Annotated in this window: 19 protein-coding genes; 7 read left to right on the plus strand and 12 right to left on the minus strand. The window is 56.4% G+C overall.

Translation table 11 applies throughout. The features are described 5' to 3' along the window. Positions 1–80 precede the first annotated feature (80 nt). Positions 81–413, minus strand: a complete 333-nt coding sequence (locus tag TU86_RS20520) for a YnfA family protein (RefSeq protein ID WP_048366150.1) — start codon at positions 411–413, stop codon at positions 81–83. Between the two features lie 205 nt (positions 414–618). Here TU86_RS20520 and TU86_RS22695 point away from each other — a divergent pair, with 205 nt between their 5' ends. After that, positions 619–771, plus strand: coding sequence for a DUF3309 family protein (locus tag TU86_RS22695; RefSeq protein WP_047294031.1), 153 nt, complete (start codon positions 619–621; stop codon positions 769–771). A 70-nt stretch (positions 772–841) separates the two neighbouring features. Here the strand turns inward: TU86_RS22695 and TU86_RS20530 are convergent, their stop codons facing one another. From TU86_RS20530 to TU86_RS20550, 5 genes are all read right to left on the minus strand, one after another. Beyond that, complete coding sequence (locus tag TU86_RS20530) at positions 842–2,920, minus strand: LTA synthase family protein (protein WP_048366151.1); 2,079 nt, start codon at positions 2,918–2,920, stop codon at positions 842–844. A 328-nt stretch (positions 2,921–3,248) separates the two neighbouring features. Further along, on the minus strand, positions 3,249–4,124 hold the full coding sequence (gene speE / locus TU86_RS20535; protein ID WP_048366152.1) for a polyamine aminopropyltransferase: 876 nt from the start codon (positions 4,122–4,124) through the stop codon (positions 3,249–3,251). A 202-nt stretch (positions 4,125–4,326) separates the two neighbouring features. Then, complete coding sequence (locus tag TU86_RS20540) at positions 4,327–4,518, minus strand: PLDc N-terminal domain-containing protein (protein ID WP_048366153.1); 192 nt, start codon at positions 4,516–4,518, stop codon at positions 4,327–4,329. Positions 4,519–4,600: 82 nt separating this feature from the next. Beyond that, the gene (locus tag TU86_RS20545; protein WP_048366154.1) at positions 4,601–5,131 is read right to left on the minus strand and encodes a hypothetical protein; all 531 of its coding nucleotides are present in this window, start codon (positions 5,129–5,131) and stop codon (positions 4,601–4,603) included. A gap of 70 nt (positions 5,132–5,201) precedes the next feature. Continuing rightward, complete coding sequence (locus TU86_RS20550; protein ID WP_048366155.1) at positions 5,202–5,735, minus strand: ankyrin repeat domain-containing protein; 534 nt, start codon at positions 5,733–5,735, stop codon at positions 5,202–5,204. 325 nt (positions 5,736–6,060) lie between these two features. Here TU86_RS20550 and TU86_RS20555 point away from each other — a divergent pair, with 325 nt between their 5' ends. Next, on the plus strand, positions 6,061–6,339 hold the full coding sequence (locus TU86_RS20555; RefSeq protein ID WP_048366189.1) for a DUF3509 domain-containing protein: 279 nt from the start codon (positions 6,061–6,063) through the stop codon (positions 6,337–6,339). 83 nt (positions 6,340–6,422) lie between these two features. Here the strand turns inward: TU86_RS20555 and mtnC are convergent, their stop codons facing one another. From mtnC to aroC, 5 genes are all read right to left on the minus strand, one after another. Next, positions 6,423–7,106 carry an acireductone synthase gene (mtnC, locus tag TU86_RS20560; RefSeq protein WP_048366156.1) on the minus strand — a complete coding sequence of 228 codons (684 nt, stop codon included), beginning with the start codon at positions 7,104–7,106 and terminating at the stop codon, positions 6,423–6,425. Between the two features lie 9 nt (positions 7,107–7,115). Continuing rightward, positions 7,116–7,661 (minus strand): 1,2-dihydroxy-3-keto-5-methylthiopentene dioxygenase, encoded by a 546-nt coding sequence (locus TU86_RS20565; protein ID WP_048366157.1) that lies wholly within the window; start codon positions 7,659–7,661, stop codon positions 7,116–7,118. A gap of 90 nt (positions 7,662–7,751) precedes the next feature. Continuing rightward, on the minus strand, positions 7,752–8,372 hold the full coding sequence (locus tag TU86_RS20570; protein ID WP_048366158.1) for a methylthioribulose 1-phosphate dehydratase: 621 nt from the start codon (positions 8,370–8,372) through the stop codon (positions 7,752–7,754). Beyond that, positions 8,369–9,517 (minus strand): MFS transporter, encoded by a 1,149-nt coding sequence (locus TU86_RS20575; protein ID WP_048366159.1) that lies wholly within the window; start codon positions 9,515–9,517, stop codon positions 8,369–8,371. The genes TU86_RS20570 and TU86_RS20575 overlap by 4 nt, the downstream gene beginning before the upstream one ends. Positions 9,518–9,551: 34 nt before the next feature. Next, on the minus strand, positions 9,552–10,643 hold the full coding sequence (gene aroC, locus TU86_RS20580; RefSeq protein ID WP_048366160.1) for a chorismate synthase: 1,092 nt from the start codon (positions 10,641–10,643) through the stop codon (positions 9,552–9,554). Between the two features lie 142 nt (positions 10,644–10,785). Between aroC and TU86_RS20585 the strand changes: the two genes are divergently transcribed. After that, positions 10,786–11,751: an alpha/beta hydrolase gene (locus TU86_RS20585; protein WP_048366161.1), complete on the plus strand. Its 966-nt coding sequence runs from the start codon at positions 10,786–10,788 to the stop codon at positions 11,749–11,751. Positions 11,752–11,848: 97 nt separating this feature from the next. Next, positions 11,849–12,640 carry a hypothetical protein gene (locus TU86_RS20590; RefSeq protein WP_048366162.1) on the plus strand — a complete coding sequence of 264 codons (792 nt, stop codon included), beginning with the start codon at positions 11,849–11,851 and terminating at the stop codon, positions 12,638–12,640. A 172-nt stretch (positions 12,641–12,812) separates the two neighbouring features. Here TU86_RS20590 and prmB read toward each other — a convergent pair whose 3' ends face one another. After that, entirely contained in the window at positions 12,813–13,721 is a 909-nt protein-coding gene (gene prmB / locus TU86_RS20595) for a 50S ribosomal protein L3 N(5)-glutamine methyltransferase (RefSeq protein WP_048366163.1), read from the minus strand. Positions 13,722–13,982: 261 nt separating this feature from the next. Between prmB and TU86_RS20600 the strand changes: the two genes are divergently transcribed. The 3 genes from TU86_RS20600 (at position 13,983) to TU86_RS20610 (ending at position 15,663) form a co-directional block, all read left to right on the plus strand. Beyond that, positions 13,983–14,573 carry a cysteine hydrolase family protein gene (locus TU86_RS20600; RefSeq protein ID WP_048366164.1) on the plus strand — a complete coding sequence of 197 codons (591 nt, stop codon included), beginning with the start codon at positions 13,983–13,985 and terminating at the stop codon, positions 14,571–14,573. A gap of 148 nt (positions 14,574–14,721) precedes the next feature. Then, positions 14,722–15,042, plus strand: coding sequence for a hypothetical protein (locus TU86_RS20605; protein WP_048366165.1), 321 nt, complete (start codon positions 14,722–14,724; stop codon positions 15,040–15,042). A 63-nt stretch (positions 15,043–15,105) separates the two neighbouring features. Further along, positions 15,106–15,663: a Smr/MutS family protein gene (locus TU86_RS20610; RefSeq protein ID WP_048366166.1), complete on the plus strand. Its 558-nt coding sequence runs from the start codon at positions 15,106–15,108 to the stop codon at positions 15,661–15,663.

Genomic DNA, 15,663 nt, shown 5'->3' on the forward strand with positions numbered 1-15,663 from the left:
TAAAGCGCCTAATTCCTACAGCAAAAAACATCCTTGCCTACACATCGCAGCGATAAGTCACGTAACCCGACGAATTTAGCTCAAGAACTCGACACTCGCGGCCCCAACAAAATGATGGTCGCCCCTATCACGCACAATCCAACACCCACCCAATCCGAGGCCAAAGGCCTGACTCTTTCCACGGCCGCCAGCCAGGCAATGGATGTGACGATATAGATTCCGCCGTACGCGGCATACGCCCGTCCTGCATAAACAGCTTCCACTTTGGTCAAGAGCAGCGCGAACAGGGTGAGACTCAATACAGCCGGCACAATCCACCACGCACTCTTACCCTGCCTTAACCACATCCAAAACCCGTAACACCCGGCAATCTCAAACAGGGCAGCCAAAAAAAACCAGACGTAATTGAGCATGATTAATCTCTGAGCATGAGCAAACGCGCACCCTACCTGCGGCTCTACCGACGGGCAATACCTGAGCGCGGCAATCAACTTAAATAAGTTTGAATTAATCCCCAGTCGCAGCAGTCGGACTTTATAAGCACTGCCTGGCCTTGTTTCTCAAGCAGCGCCCTGCACCCCTTGCTTGTTGCTTGATCTCATTAATAAGGAATTCACCATGACCACCATCCTTCTCATCGTCCTGATTCTGCTGCTGGTCGGCGGGCTGCCTGTGTTTCCTCACTCTAAAAGCTGGGGTTACGGCCCCTCAGGGATTATTGGTGCCGTGCTGGTCGTACTCTTGATTCTCTTACTGCTTGGCAAGATCTAGCCCTGTTGAAAGCCGGCTCGACGCGCAATAAAAAAGAGGCCCTAGGGCCTCTTTTTTATTGCTTCATGACTTACTTCGGATCTGCAACACCCGCCGTGTTATCGAGCAAACTTTTGGTCGCGGTCTGCAAGAATGACTCAAGTTTTTGTTTGAGCTCGGCTTCATCTGGCGAACCGGTCACGACCTTGGCTTCAGGCGTGGCGCCCAATGTGTACTGCCACACTTTGGCCGGCATCTCCTTGGGTTGAACCAGCAAGTGATCGCCGCTAATGATGGCCACCGTCTGATCGCTACCCGACGGTTTGATCACACCACTGCCTTTATCGCCTTCAGGCAAGGTCAACAAGTCACGGCCCCAGCACTGTTGGCGGAACTCGCCACCCAGACGGCCCATGATGGTCGGCACGATGTCGACTTGAGTGCCCACGATGTCGCTGCGCGGACCAAATTTCTCCTGGATACCCGGGCCAATCAACAGCAACGGCACGTTGAAGCGGCCCAGGTCCATCTCTGAAATCTGCTGTTCGTTACCGAAACCGTGGTCACCCACAACGACAAACAGGGTTTCCTTGAAATACGGCTCCTTGCGGGCCTTCTCAAAGAACTGACCTAATGCCCAGTCCGAGTAACGCATGGCGGTCAAATGTTCATTCAGCGAACCACGGTCCGTCACCGGCTCAACCGGCAACGGTGTCGGCAACGCGTACGGCGTGTGGTTGGACAGCGTTTGCAGCAAGGCATAGAAAGGCTCTTTGCCTTCACGCTTTTTCAGCTCCTCAAGCCCGCGGTTAAACATGTCCTGATCGGACACGCCCCACGTAGGATCGGAGAACACCGGATCAACGAAATCGTTACGACCTACGAAGGTCGTCATGCCCTGATTACTGAAGAAACCGGATTGGTTGTCCCACGCGAAATCACCGTTGTACACATACACGTCATCAAATTTGCGTGCGCTGAGCAACTCAGGCAAACCCGACAACTTGTGGCTGCCTTCCGGGGTCTGCATCAGGTATTCAAAGCCTGGCAAGTTCGGGAAGCACGCCATCGTGGCAAACATACCCTGATGGGTGTGGGTGCCATTGGAGAAGAAGCGATCGAACAACAGACCTTCTTTCGACAGTTGGTCGAAGTACGGGGTGATGTTGCCTGGACGGCCCAGCGCGCCAACCGAATGGCCAGCAAAACTTTCCATCAAGATGACCACAACGTTCTTGATCGGCAGCGTTTTTTCGGCCGGTGGCGTGGTGTCACGGCGTACAGGGGCGGTGTCCGGGTCGACCAGCTTGTCGTTATCGGTCAGCAACATTTTACGCACGGTGCTCACGGCAACCGGGTCTTCCAGGGTTGCTTTCCAGATATTGGTGCGCTCGTCAGAAAAGCGGCTTTTCGCAGCAGCGATCAACGAGAGCGAGCCATTGAGGCCCAACTGGTTAGCGAAGTTGGAATCAGTTGTGTAGGCATCGCCCCAACGCAGCGGAGGACCTTGGCGCAGAGTGCCGCGAGCCGCCACCACACACACCAGCAGCACCACGACGAAGACAGCAATGCGCGCATACCAGGGGGCCGCAGCGCGAATAGCGCCCGTACCCGCGGCCGGCAGTTGCGGACGTGTGACACGATCCGCAGCACGAAAGGCCAAATACAACACCACGGTGCCCACCGCCCACGCCAACAAGTAGCGCACCACAGGGAAGCCATACCAGAGCATGCTCATGACCGTTTTAGGGTCTTCTTTCACATACTGGAACACCAGACCGTTCAACCGTTGATGAAACTCACGGTAGAAGTCCATCTCCATCAGGCCCAAAAACAGTGCCAGGCTAGAGGCCGCGATCAACCAGAAGCGCATCACACCACGCTGGACCATCGCCTTGACGCTGAGCAAGGCCAGCAGCAGTGGAATGCTGAGATACACCACGATGCGCAGGTCAAAGCGCAGGCCGTTCGCGAACGCTTCCAAAAAAGTCGACGCCGGGGTGTCGAGGATCATTTCCCGGTTGTAAACCAGCAATGCAACCCGAAGCAGGGTAAACATCACCATCATGACCAACGCGCACAACAGCGTAAAAGCCAGATGCGATTTAACGGTTGGTTGCAACACACGCGTTCCAGCGTGCTGTTGTCTTAGGGCGTCCGGGTTTGCCATGTCGTTTTAGGACCCATTGGTTCAGTTGGTATGACGTGGATTGCGCATCGCCCCGCCTGGGCAACAACACCCTGAAGTACTGGCGTGGCGGGTCATGCACGGTGGGCAAATGTTGCACGATCATCGGTGGTTTTCCACTGATGGCGTGCTTTTATAACGTAGAACGCGACAGCCTCTGACTTGAAAGCCTCAACCCAGAGCCTTGTAGCCGTTATTGGTGCATAAAATGCGAGCGCGAATTCTCTTAAATGGAGCGTGAAAATTTCGTTCAAAGCATAACTTGAAACAAAACAAAGGGCCTTTCGGCCCTTTCCTATATCAGACGGTTTTAATCGTTGCTGGGCTTGTTCACGGCCTGCAACACGTATTGTGGCAACGCGAAAGCACCGAGATGGATTTCAGGGTTGTAGTAGCGCGTCACAATACCGCTACCTGCAAACCGCTGACGCAGGGTATCCAGTGACACCTTACGGTAATCGTTGTTGGTCGAGCCCCAAGCAAACGTCATCGCTCCGCCAATGTAAGTCGGCACGGCCGCCTGATAGAAATGCCAGTCTGCAAACAGGCTGCGCAGACGACCCGCCGTGGTTTTGACTTCACCCAACTGCATGAACGGCGTGCCATTTTGCGTGACCAGAACCCCGCCTTCATTCAGGCACCGATGGCAGGCCTCATAGAAGTTTTCCGAGAACAACACTTCACCCGGACCAATCGGGTCGGTGGAGTCGGAAATAATCACATCAAACTTTTCGTCGGTGGTGGCTACAAAACGCATGCCATCGTCAATTACCAGGTTCAGGCGTGGATCGTCATAGGCGCCTTTGGAATGGTTGGGCAAAAACTGCTTGCACATGTCCACCACGGTTCCATCGATCTCGACCATGGTGATGTGCTCAATACCCCGGTGCTTGGTCACTTCGCGCAACATGCCGCCATCGCCGCCGCCAATGATCAGCACACGTTTGACCGTGCCGTGGGCCAGGATCGGCACATGGGTGAGCATTTCGTGGTAGATGAATTCATCGGCTTCGGTGGTCTGAATAACGCCATCGAGCGCCATGACGCGGCCCATCACCGGATTTTCGAAAATCACCAGGTGCTGGTGATCGGTGCGCACTTCGTGCAGCAGCTTGTCCATGCGAAAGCGCTGGCCATAGCCTTCATACAACGTTTCTAGATAGTCGGTTTTAAGCGCTTCGGTCATGGGAAGTCCCCTTGAATGCTGGTGGCAACGGACGGTCACCCGCCCATGATCGACAGTTGAACGGTGTGCCGCGACGGCACACACGTTCAATTGCCCAAGAAAGGCGCGCATTCTACGTCGAGGAACATGACAGGTCGAACCTTGACGCTGACAAACTCAATGAGCTGCCACGCTAGCAGGTGGCAGCCCACAGGCAAACGGGTCAGATTCTGACATTGCCCCTTGGCCCCGCGATGGCCCAGATCACCAGGCCCAACACCGGCAGGAAGATGATGAGCAGTACCCAAAGGATTTTCATCCCGGTTTCGGCACCGCTTTTCAGCACGTTGATGATGGCCCAGATATCCAGAGCCAGAATGATCAGGCCAATCAGGCCGTTAAACGTGGAACCCATGATGACACTCCTGAGTGAAGGGCTTGTTCACTTAGGATAGTCAGCCGTGGCCAGGGTTCCGTTATTTATTACAGGCCATACTTCAAACGTGGACAGCCACTTTCAAGGCTTCCAGTGATGGCTCGGCGTGAATACCGACTTCACCACACAGTTCAAGCACGCGGGGTACGTCATTGCCATACACCAGCACCACCTGAATCTCGTCGTCCAGCGGCTGGCTGAGGTTCATCAGCACATAACCGCCATTGTCCTTGTTCATGCTGCCCATCTGGATTTGAATCCGGTTCAGGGCTGTCAGGGCTTCAGTTTTGGCCAATTGCTTGGGTTTGATGTTGAAAGCAACACCCGGACCAAACGAGGCGACAATCTGCTCAAACAGATCCATGTACGTGTCGGCCTGAAACAAAACCGTTTCAGGCAGGCTGCCGATCACGACCCATTCACCCAACGAAATCGGGAACGTGTCGTCGTAGTTAATATCTGGATTGGCCGCAAGAAAAGCGTCTGGATCAGCGTAAGCCTGGGCTGCCTCGTCCGCGATTTTAGTGATGTCGTTTTCGTCCATGCACCCAGAGCTGATTTTGCTGATGAGTTCTACGAGAGCGGTTTTCATGGGCGAGGCCTGTCACAGGTAAATTTGAGGGCGCGCAGGATATATCAAATGCGCCCCTCAAGGCAGGCTATCAGCCCAACAGCTTCTCAAGTTGGGCTACTGTGTCGGTTGCGCCCATCGTTTTGGCGGCGTCCAGCGCAGTGATGCCATTGGCATCTTTGGCTTTGGGGTCTGCGCCTTTGCTGACCAGGTAATCAATGATCTCGGTGCGGTTAAACATGGCGGCCATCATCAACGCGGTGCGGCCATCGAACGATGCGCCTTCCACTTGCGCGCCGCCTTCAATGAGTGCTTTGACCACCGCCAGGTCACCTTTGAACGCAGCGCCAGCAATCGGACTTTGGCCGTTGTCGTTGCGCACCTCGGGATCAGCTTTGTGTTCAAACAAGACTTTCACCGCATCCACATGCCCGTGGTAGCTGGCCAGCATCAACAGCGTGTCGCCCTTGTGATTGCGCAAGTTCGCCGGCAGACCTTTGCTCAGCAAGGCGGCGAGCATCGCCGCATCGCCTTCGCGAGCCTTATTGAAAACCTGCTCGGCAAATTCAGCCGCTTCTTCCGGGGTCATCTGCCGGGGTGAGTCTGCGGGCTTGGTGTCGGACATTTGAGGCTCCAGGTGCGCTACAAAAAGAACGTAGTTTCCTGAGACCGGCAGGGCGTGTCATCCCTTTTTTATTGAAGATGGCCATAGCCGTCATTTATCAAGCCACTGGCGCGGCTTAGCGCAGCCTTAGCCCGCAAACCAGGCCCCGACGAATGGGCAAAATGCAGGATGCACGATGGCCCTTCATGCAGAATGCACGATGACTAACATTTTAAAAAATAATAACTTATTGTTTTATAAGGGTTTTTTAAAAAAACAATAGTGGCACAATCACTGCAATACCTACTCCATGCAAGCCCTTCATGAGCTAATGGAGCTGAAAGACATGAGCCTGATTCAAGAAAAATTCGCATCCCTGTTCTCAAACCACACCGTCACCACCCAAGCCCGCCCGGACGGCGGTGTGTTGCTGACGTTGTGCGACAGTGATGGCAAACAGACCCAGCGCTCTATTTCTTATGCGCAACTGCACACCGCGGAACAACTGACTTGGGTTATCAGTGCGATTCGCCGTGACCTGGCAGGCCAAGCCAGCGAACTGCCTACCATTTCGTTGCTGCAAAGCCAGAACCGCTTTGCCCTGCCGACCTATCACAACGCCTGATCGCGCCAGATACGACAGACAGCAAAAAGCCAGCAACCGCGATAGCGCGTTTGCTGGCTTTTTAACGCCTGGCTTACCGATGCTCAGGGATGCATCAAATCAATCTCGGCAAAACTTCTGACCGTGGTGTGGCCTTCGAGCTTTCCGCCTTCGCGAGCCAGCCCGCAGGTCAGCATGCCCGCTTCCTGCGCAGCATCCAGCTCTTGGACAATGTCGGAGAGAAACAGAATTTTGCCCGCCGGACAGCCAATCGCTTCCGTGATATGCCGATACGATTGCGCGTCACGCTTGGGGCCTGACGTGGTGTCGAAATACCCGCTGAACAAAGGCGTCAAATCACCCGCCTCGGAATAACCGAAAATCAACTGCTGCGCCTGAATCGAACCTGACGAATACACATACAACTCATACCCCTGCTGGTGCCAGGCTTTAAGTGCTTGCACCGCATCAGGGTACACATGGCCTTTAAGTTCGCCCGTTTCATAACCTTGCTGCCAAATCATGCCTTGCAGCGCCTTGAGTGGCGTGGCTTTGCGATCCTCGGCAATCCACTGCTGCAAAATCTCGATCACCCGCTCTACATCGGCTTCTGGCTCCCCGCTGTCCAGGCGTATCGCACCCAATTGCATGGCCACGTCCGGGTCTTCGGCATGCGCACGCACGAATTCGGGAAGGTGTTTGCCCGCATAAGGGAACAACACATCGAATACGAAGCTGACCGCGCTGGTCGTGCCTTCGATATCGGTCAGGATGGCTTTGATCGGCATGTGAAATCCTTAGTCTTCGAGGCGCGGGAAGCGGTTGGCGATGTCCTCACCAGTAAAGTTTGCCACCCAGCCGTCAGGGTTATTGAACAGGCGAATCGCGATGAAATGCGGGTGCTCGCCCATGTCAAACCAATGCGGTGTGCCTGCGGGCACTGAGATCAAGTCGTTCTTTTCACACAACACCGCATACACATAGTCATCAATGTGCAACGTAAACAGACCACGTCCTGCAACAAAAAATCGTACCTCGTCTTCAGCATGGCGGTGTTCGTCAAGAAACTTGGCACGCAACTCGGCTTTTTGCGGATGATCACTGTTAAGGCTGATGACATCGACGGTGACGTAGCCACGCTCCGTCATCAATTGATCAATCTGCTGACGATACGCACTGATCACTTCGTCCTGAGCGGCGCCAGGCTGAATCGGTGTGGCCGCTTGCCAGCGATCAAAGCGCACGCCCTGCTCGCCCAGCGTCGCAGCGATGTCATCAAAATGGGTCAGCACTTTATTGGGTAATTCGGGGCTTGAAACGTGATAAACGGACAGGCTGCTCATGGGGCGTAATTCCTCGGCTTGGGCACGCTTGCGGCTTTTACAGGCCGTTGCGGCATACCCCTCAATCAGGTGGGTGTGTGCTCGTCGACGTCAACGGTTAAGCACGGCGCGGGTCTTTAGCTCACATTCAAACAAGAACTCGAACGCTTCGATCTGGCGCAAGGCATCGCTCATGCGCGCGCCCCAGGTGTACAGGCCATGCCCGCGAATCAGATAACCGACACAGTCTGGATGCGCTTCCAGCCACGGCTGCACCTTGGCGGCCAGGCGCGCAATGTCTTGATCGTTATCGAAAATGGGCACCAGCACCTTCGACTCGTGGGTCGACACGCCGCTGAACGCCTTCTGCAATTCGTAGTCCTCAAACTCGATACGGTCACCCGCCGTAATACGCGACAGTACCGTCGCGTTCACTGAATGGGTGTGTAACACCGCACCGATCTGCGGGTTCCAACTGTAAAGCTGGGTGTGCAGCAGGGTTTCAGCGGAGGGTTTTTTGCCCGGCTCAAGACTGTTACCGGCCAAATCTGTGGCCAATACATCATCCAGGCCCAACTGGCCTTTGTGTTTACCCGACACGGTCAGCAGCGCTTCGCTGGCCGAGAGCCGGGTTGAGTAATTGCTGCTGGTGGCCGGCGACCAGCCGCGGCCATACAAAAAGCGCCCGGCGTTTATGATTTCCTGGCTCAGGTGTTCACGGGTAAGGCTCATGGCCTGTCCTCTTGCAGTCGAGTGGCAATGATAACGGCTGCGGCCAGCGCTGCGACGCTCGCCATACTAAAGGTGATAGTGGGGCCCAACGTGTTCCAGCTGTAACCGGCATACAGCGCGCCCATTGCGCCACCGATACCGGCCAGGGTGGCATACAAGGCTTGTCCCTGACCTTGCTGGCCCGGCCCGAAACTGCGCTGCACAAAAGTCATGGCTGCGGCATGAAAACTGCCGAAGGTCGCGGCATGCATCAGCTGCGCCAACAACAATGCCCCGACGTTATCAGCAAACGAGCCGAGCAACAGCCAACGAGCGCTGGCCAACAAAAAGCTGACCATCAGAACGCGGCGCAGTGAAAAACGCAGCAAAATGCGGCGCATGGCCATGAACATCAGCACTTCAGCCAACACCCCCAGCGCCCACAGCAAACCGATGACACCGCGGCTGTAACCCAGCGATTCAAGGTGCAACGTCAAGAACGTGTAATACGGCCCGTGACTCATCTGCATCAGCGCGACACAGGCGTAAAACGCCAGCACCCCGGGGCTGCGTAATTGCGCCAGAAAGCCGCCCGCCAGGGGTTGGCGGCCCTCGGTTGAAGGTTGAGCATTGGGCACCCACAGGCTGCACAGCACAATCCCGGCCATCACCACGATCAGCGCGACCGGGTAGACATCAAGGCTCAACCACTCAAATACCCGACCTAAAATCACCACGGTCAGAATGAAACCCACAGACCCCCATAAGCGGATCTGACTGTAACGCTCAGGCTGCTGACGCAAATGAGCGAATGTGATGACTTCAAATTGCGGTAACACGGCATGCCAGAAAAACGCATGCAACGCCATGACCAGCGCCAGCCACGCGTAGCTCTTGCTGACAAAGATCAGCGCAAAACTGAACAACGTACAGAGCGCGCCCAGCCGCACGATCAGCAAGCGTTTACCGGTGTAATCGCCGAGCCAGCCCCACAGGTTGGGGGCCACGCAGCGCATCAACATGGGGATGGCCACCAGCTCGCCGATTCGCGCACTGGAGAAACCAAGATGGTGGAAGTACAGCGCCAGAAAAGGCGCTGTAGCACCCAGCAAGGCGAAGTAAAAAAGATAGAAGCCTGACAGTCGCCAGTAAGGCAGAGGCGCCACCGTCGTCAGACCGTGGCGCTCAACAGGCTTTGCATTACAGCTGACCCAGCACAGGCGTACTGACACGCACCTCGGCATTCTGACCGCGATGACGCAGCAAGTGATCCATCAGCACGATGGCCATCATCGCTTCGGCAATCGGCGTGGCACGAATGCCAACACAAGGGTCGTGACGACCTTTGGTGATGACATCAACCGGGTTGCCGTGCACATCAATCGAACGCCCCGGTGTGGTAATGCTCGACGTTGGCTTGAGGGCCAGGTGCGCAACGATGGGCTGACCCGAGGAAATACCGCCCAAAATGCCACCCGCGTTATTGCTCAGGAAACCTTCTGGCGTCATCTCGTCGCGATGTTCGGTGCCGCGCTGGGCGACGCTGGCAAAACCGGCGCCGATCTCAATGCCTTTCACCGCGTTGATGCTCATCAGTGCGTGCGCCAGCTCGGCATCCAGACGGTCGAAAATCGGCTCGCCCAGGCCCGGAATCACGCCTTCTGCCACCACGGTGATTTTGGCCCCGACCGAGTCCTGATCACGGCGCAATTGGTCCATGTAGGCTTCGAGTTCCGGCACTTTGTCAGGGTCAGGGCTGAAAAACGCATTGTGCTCAACCGAGTCCCAGGTTTTGAAAGGGATTTCAATCGGGCCCAACTGGCTCATGTAGCCACGAATCACAATGCCCTGCGTCGCTAGGTACTTTTTGGCGATAGCGCCGGCCGCCACGCGCATGGCGGTTTCGCGTGCCGAACTGCGACCGCCGCCACGGTAGTCGCGTTCGCCATATTTGTGGTGGTAGGTGTAGTCGGCATGCGCCGGACGAAACACGTCTTTGATGGCGGAGTAGTCCTTGGACTTCTGATCGGTGTTACGAATCAGCAGGCCAATGGCGCAACCGGTGGTTCGCCCCTCGAATACGCCAGAGAGGATTTCGACTTCGTCGGCTTCCTGGCGCTGCGTGGTGTGGCGGCTGGTGCCCGGTTTGCGGCGGTCCAGATCGAACTGCAAATCGTCAACAGACAGCTCAAGCCCGGGCGGGCAGCCATCAACAATGGCGACCAACGCCGGGCCATGGCTTTCGCCAGCGGTGGTGACAGTGAACAGCTTGCCGTAGGTATTGCCGGACATGCAGGGCGCTCCATGAAAAACAGCCGATAGAACTCAGCCTGGATAACTAAGCGCGCCAGTATACGCAGGCTGTCCAAGTAGTTCATCCTCGAACCTTATTCATCCGGGTTTGTCCAACCGGCACTCAGTCAAAGATGGCGAAATGATGCTCAGGATTCTGCTCGTGGCAATAACCTTTTTCAGTGCCGTGGCCCACGCCGCGGCACCCAATGTGCTGCTGCGCCCTATCGAACTGAACACCGCGAGTGGCACGCTGTATGGCTCACTGGTGTTACCCAAAAGCGACAAGCCCGTGCCGGTGGTGCTGATCATTGCAGGCTCCGGGCCTACGGATCGCGACGGCAATAACACGCAAGCCGGGCGCAACGACGGCTTGAAGAAACTGGCCTGGCGGCTCGCGCAAAGCAACATTGCCAGCGTGCGCTTCGACAAACGCGGCATCGCCCAAAGCCTGCCAGCGGCGCCGGACGAACGCACGCTTACACTCGACCAATACGTGACCGATGCCGTGGCCTGGGGCCAAAAGCTCAAGGCTGACCCACGTTTTGGCGATGTGTATGTGCTGGGGCACAGCGAAGGCGCGCTCATTGCCAGCCTGGCCGCACCGCGCATGGACGCAACCGGGGTTATTTCCATTGCCGGTACAGCGCGGCCCGTCGGCCAAGTACTGCGCGAACAATTGCAGCGTAACCATCTGCCCCCTTCCCTGCTGCAACGCAGTTTTGAACTGATTCACACATTGGAAGCCGCACGCACGGACGACAACGTGCCGCAAGCCCTGCAAGTGATCTTCAGGCCCAGCGTGCAGCCCTACCTGATCAGTCTGTTGCGCTACGACCCGGCCAAGGCCTTCGCTGCACTGACAATGCCCGCACTGATCATTCAGGGCACCCACGACATTCAGGTGGACGTCAACGATGCCCGCTCACTCAAAGCCGCCAAGCCGAATGCCGATTTGACCTTGATCGATGGCATGAACCATGTGATGCGCATCGTACCGATGGACATGAAGCGCCAAATCCAGTCTTACAACGACCCGAACCAGCGCTTATCCAGCGAACTGGGTGACGCCATTGTGCGTTTCATCACTAAAGTGAGCACACGCTGAGCCGTTAGCCCTCCAGTCCTGCGCATAACGGCCGATAAGGCTATGTCGGCAGCCTTTGTTTTGCCGACATACCGGGCTTGCACAGGATTCCGCCGTTATGAGCGACACCCCATCACATTCCGCCGAAGCTCAAGAGCCGGCGACCCCCGAAGCGCCGCCGCTGCCTTGGGCTGACGTGCAACCCGAGCATTTCAAAATGCTGCGGCTCGCGCCTTTGCAAACCGACCGCAACACCGGCGGTCGGCCGCTGCGTTTTGTGCAGTTCGGTTATGCCGAGCGCAACAACAAAGACCTCAGCCTGTTGCGCATGAACATCTTGTTGCCCGGTCAGCGGGTGCGCAAAGAGCAAAACCAGCTCGACATTTGGGTCGACCACGAAACCCGGCGCGTGAGTATCAGCCCTGAAAGCGGCTTGCAGGTGGAACCGTGGAATCGCGGCATCGGTCGCTTCCTGATGGCCCAGGCCATTTTATGGGCGCAGAAAAAATGGTCGACATACCGTGTCGACGGCATGGCACTGGCCAGCAAAGATGCCTTGAACGAAGACACCCGCCTGCGTCGCGACCATTTCTTGCGTATGCATGGCTTTGATGTGGTGTACGCCGACGCTCAGCATCTCAAAGCCAGCCTCGAAGACGTGCAAGTGGGTGAGCTGCTGAACAACTGGAACACCGAAAAAGTCCAGTTTGTGGAGATTCTTGAGGCCGCGCAAATGCTGCAACAGGCTGAACAGACCTTGCAGGAGCAGGAAGTCAAACTGCGCGAGAAAGAAGAAAAGGTCACTAAATACAAGCGCGAAGACACGGGGCTGCGTTTCACCATCACCTGCCTGGTGGCCTTTGCGGTGTTTCAGGCGGGGCTGCTGATCTGGATCGCCACACACCGGTAATGCCCACTGAAATCGGGCAGTCACGCGTAGTCGCTACTGGGTAGCACGAAGCTGCGAGCGGGCGTAAAGCCGTTCACGGCAGTGTGAAGACACACTGGGTGATTGCCTTTACGACCGCTTTGCCGTCGATCGCAGCCTCGTGCCACTCGTCAACGGCTACATCGCCTTGCCCTTACACCCGTGACGCAAACAACGCTTGATGATTGCGGCACTGCTCAGCGGTGAGCATGAACACTCCATGACCGCCGCGCTCAAAATCTAGCCACGCAAAATCGACTTCCGGGTACAGCGCTTCCACATGCACCTGGCTGTTGCCCACTTCGACAATCAACAAGCCCTTCTCGGTCAAATGCTCACCCGCCTCGGCCAGCATGCGACGCACCAGATTCAGCCCATCATCGCCACAGGCCAGGCCCAGCTCTGGCTCGTGCTGATACTCAGCCGGCATGTCAGCAAAATCTTCGGCATCCACATACGGCGGATTGGACACGATCAAATCAAAACGCTGGCCCGGCAACCCGTCGAAACCGTCGCCCTGCACCGTGTACACACGCTCATCCACGCCATGACGCTCAATGTTTTGATTGGCCACCTCAAGCGCTTCGTACGACAGATCCGCCAGCACCACCTCAGCGTTCTGAAACTCATAGGCGCAGGCAATACCGATGCAACCCGAGCCGGTGCACAAGTCAAGAATGCGTGCAGGCTCAGCCGCCAACCAAGGTTCAAAGCGTTTCTCGATGAGTTCGCCAATGGGCGAGCGCGGGATCAGCACGCGCTCGTCAACGATGAACGACATGCCGCAGAACCACGCCTCACCCAGCAAATAGGCGGTTGGCACACGCTCTTCAATACGACGCTTGAGCAAATACTGAAGGTTTACCAGCTCATCATCTTCAAGACGGCAATCCAGATAGCTGTCAGCAATTTCCCACGGCAGGTTCAACGCGCCCAGCACCAATTGGCGGGCCTCGTCCCACGCATTGTCGGTGCCATGACCGAAGAACAGCTCTTCCCCATGAAAGTGGCTGACGGCCCAACGAATATGGTCGCGCAGAGTGCGCAGACGGGAAGTGATCAACGGTCTTACTCCTCAAAATCGACCGACGATTCTAACAGCCAAAACCCGACCCGGCCAAAGTTGTGCCCGGCGGTCACGCCAAACGCCTCCCTTCACACGCCAAACGGAGCAAAATCGTTCTGTTTTATACATTTTTGAACCGCCAATTCAATGCTTGACTTGGCTACAGCCCAACAACCACGGCGTTTACAAGAATGGGCATTCACATAAACGCCCGGCCAGTGGAGAATGTCGCAAAAGCCCCACTCAAAGGAGCCCCGAATGTCAGCTTTAAAAACGATGTTTCAACTGACTGGACGCGGTTATGCCGCAGCCACTCTGAGCAACGCCAGCCTGTTGATCATCGATGCGCAAAACGAGTACCTGAGCGGCCCTCTGGCCCTGTCGGGCATGGACGCCGCCACCGCCAACATCGCCCTTCTGCTTGAGGCCGCCCGCAAGGCCAACCGCCCGGTGGTGCACATCCGTCATCTGGGCACGGTGGGCGGCATGTTCGACCCCCAAGGCGAACGCGGCGAATTCATCAAGGGCCTCGAACCCCAAGGTGATGAGGTGATCATCGAAAAACGTATGCCTAACGCGTTTAACGATACAGGCCTGCAAAAAACTCTTGAGCGACTGGGCTCGCTCGACGTCATTGTGTGCGGTTTCATGAGCCACTCCAGCGTCAGCACCACAGTGCGTGCCGCCAAGGATTACGGGCTTCGCTGCACCCTGGTCGAGGACGCCTGCGCCACCCGCGACCTGCCTACCCGAGATGGCATCATCCCGGCTGCCGAGGTGCAACGCACCGAGATGGCCATCATGAATGACAACTTCGCAACCCTCGCGCTCACTCAAAACCTGATTTGATCTGACGCCCTGCTGATAGGCGGCGCCTGCTAACCGCCTATCTGTAATACCCATTTCCTACATATCAAACACCTATTTGCGACTCCACTCCGGAACAAGATGCGAGTCTTCCTGTCGAAGGCCCGATACTCTTTAAGGAAAGATCGGAATGAAGATCTCCGATGGTTTTGATGCGCGTCGGTTACGTCCCAAAGGCCCCAGCCATTGGCGCTCACGCTTTGTCTTGACGTTAGCGGCGCTGATCACGCTCTGTGGCTTGCTGATGGCACTGGCCGGTGTGGCGAGTGTGCTGGGCGGCCCTGCGGCCTTGAGTGAACTCAACACCAACCCGGCAGGGGCTTCAGTGGTGCTGGGTATTGGCCTGCTAATCACTTGGCTGGGGATCTGGATGTGGCGCCGCCGTCGCCGTTACATGCGCCAGCCGCTGGGGCTGAACATGTCTGCACATTTAATGAAAAAGCACGATTAAGGCACATCCGCCGCACGCGGGTCGCCGACTTGGGTAAACTGGCGCCCCTTCGCGGAGGCTGACATGCAAGACGACGATTTTTCCCTGTTCAAAAACGAAATCCGCGGCGTGAAGCCGATCAAACATGATCGGGCTGATACCGGCAAACCCAAAGCTGACCGTGCACAACTGGCCAAACTGCGGCAAAACGCGATTGTGCGTAGCAATGAGACGATCATTGACGGCTTGTCAGACCAGTTTGTGATTGATGTGGGACCCGAAGATCAACTGAGCTGGTCGCTCGATGGCGTGCAAGAAAGCCAGATGCGCAAGCTCAAACTGGGGCAGATCAGCTTTGAAGGCAGCCTTGACCTGCACGGCATGACCGTCGAAAAGGCTCGCGAAACCTTGTGGGAGTTTTTGAGCGAAGCCACCCGGCTCGAAGTACGCTGCGTACGCGTGACCCACGGCAAGGCGGTGCGCCTGGATGGCAAACGGCCGATGATCAAAAGCCACGTCAACACCTGGCTGCGTCAGCACTCACAAGTACTGGGGTTCTGCTCGTGCCAAGCCAAACACGGCGGTGCAGGCGCGGTGTACGTGATGCTCAAACGCACCATGATGGAGGGTCGCGACGAGTAA

Source organism: Pseudomonas weihenstephanensis, assembly GCF_001043055.1.
GTDB lineage: Bacteria > Pseudomonadota > Gammaproteobacteria > Pseudomonadales > Pseudomonadaceae > Aquipseudomonas > Aquipseudomonas weihenstephanensis.

Coding starts and splice junctions, on each gene's coding strand:
- aroC (WP_048366160.1), bottom strand. CDS start 10,643: ATGTCCGGCAATACCTACGGCAAGCTGTTCACTGTCACCACCGCTGGC.
- TU86_RS20540 (WP_048366153.1), bottom strand. CDS start 4,518: ATGGGTTCCACGTTTAACGGCCTGATTGGCCTGATCATTCTGGCTCTG.
- TU86_RS20555 (WP_048366189.1), top strand. CDS start 6,061: ATGAGCCTGATTCAAGAAAAATTCGCATCCCTGTTCTCAAACCACACC.
- TU86_RS22695 (WP_047294031.1), top strand. CDS start 619: ATGACCACCATCCTTCTCATCGTCCTGATTCTGCTGCTGGTCGGCGGG.
- mtnC (WP_048366156.1), bottom strand. CDS start 7,106: ATGCCGATCAAAGCCATCCTGACCGATATCGAAGGCACGACCAGCGCG.
- TU86_RS20565 (WP_048366157.1), bottom strand. CDS start 7,661: ATGAGCAGCCTGTCCGTTTATCACGTTTCAAGCCCCGAATTACCCAAT.
- TU86_RS20585 (WP_048366161.1), top strand. CDS start 10,786: ATGATGCTCAGGATTCTGCTCGTGGCAATAACCTTTTTCAGTGCCGTG.
- TU86_RS20550 (WP_048366155.1), bottom strand. CDS start 5,735: ATGTCCGACACCAAGCCCGCAGACTCACCCCGGCAGATGACCCCGGAA.
- TU86_RS20520 (WP_048366150.1), bottom strand. CDS start 413: ATGCTCAATTACGTCTGGTTTTTTTTGGCTGCCCTGTTTGAGATTGCC.
- TU86_RS20590 (WP_048366162.1), top strand. CDS start 11,849: ATGAGCGACACCCCATCACATTCCGCCGAAGCTCAAGAGCCGGCGACC.
- TU86_RS20530 (WP_048366151.1), bottom strand. CDS start 2,920: ATGGCAAACCCGGACGCCCTAAGACAACAGCACGCTGGAACGCGTGTG.
- TU86_RS20605 (WP_048366165.1), top strand. CDS start 14,722: ATGAAGATCTCCGATGGTTTTGATGCGCGTCGGTTACGTCCCAAAGGC.
- TU86_RS20600 (WP_048366164.1), top strand. CDS start 13,983: ATGTCAGCTTTAAAAACGATGTTTCAACTGACTGGACGCGGTTATGCC.
- TU86_RS20545 (WP_048366154.1), bottom strand. CDS start 5,131: ATGAAAACCGCTCTCGTAGAACTCATCAGCAAAATCAGCTCTGGGTGC.
- speE (WP_048366152.1), bottom strand. CDS start 4,124: ATGACCGAAGCGCTTAAAACCGACTATCTAGAAACGTTGTATGAAGGC.
- TU86_RS20610 (WP_048366166.1), top strand. CDS start 15,106: ATGCAAGACGACGATTTTTCCCTGTTCAAAAACGAAATCCGCGGCGTG.
- TU86_RS20570 (WP_048366158.1), bottom strand. CDS start 8,372: ATGAGCCTTACCCGTGAACACCTGAGCCAGGAAATCATAAACGCCGGG.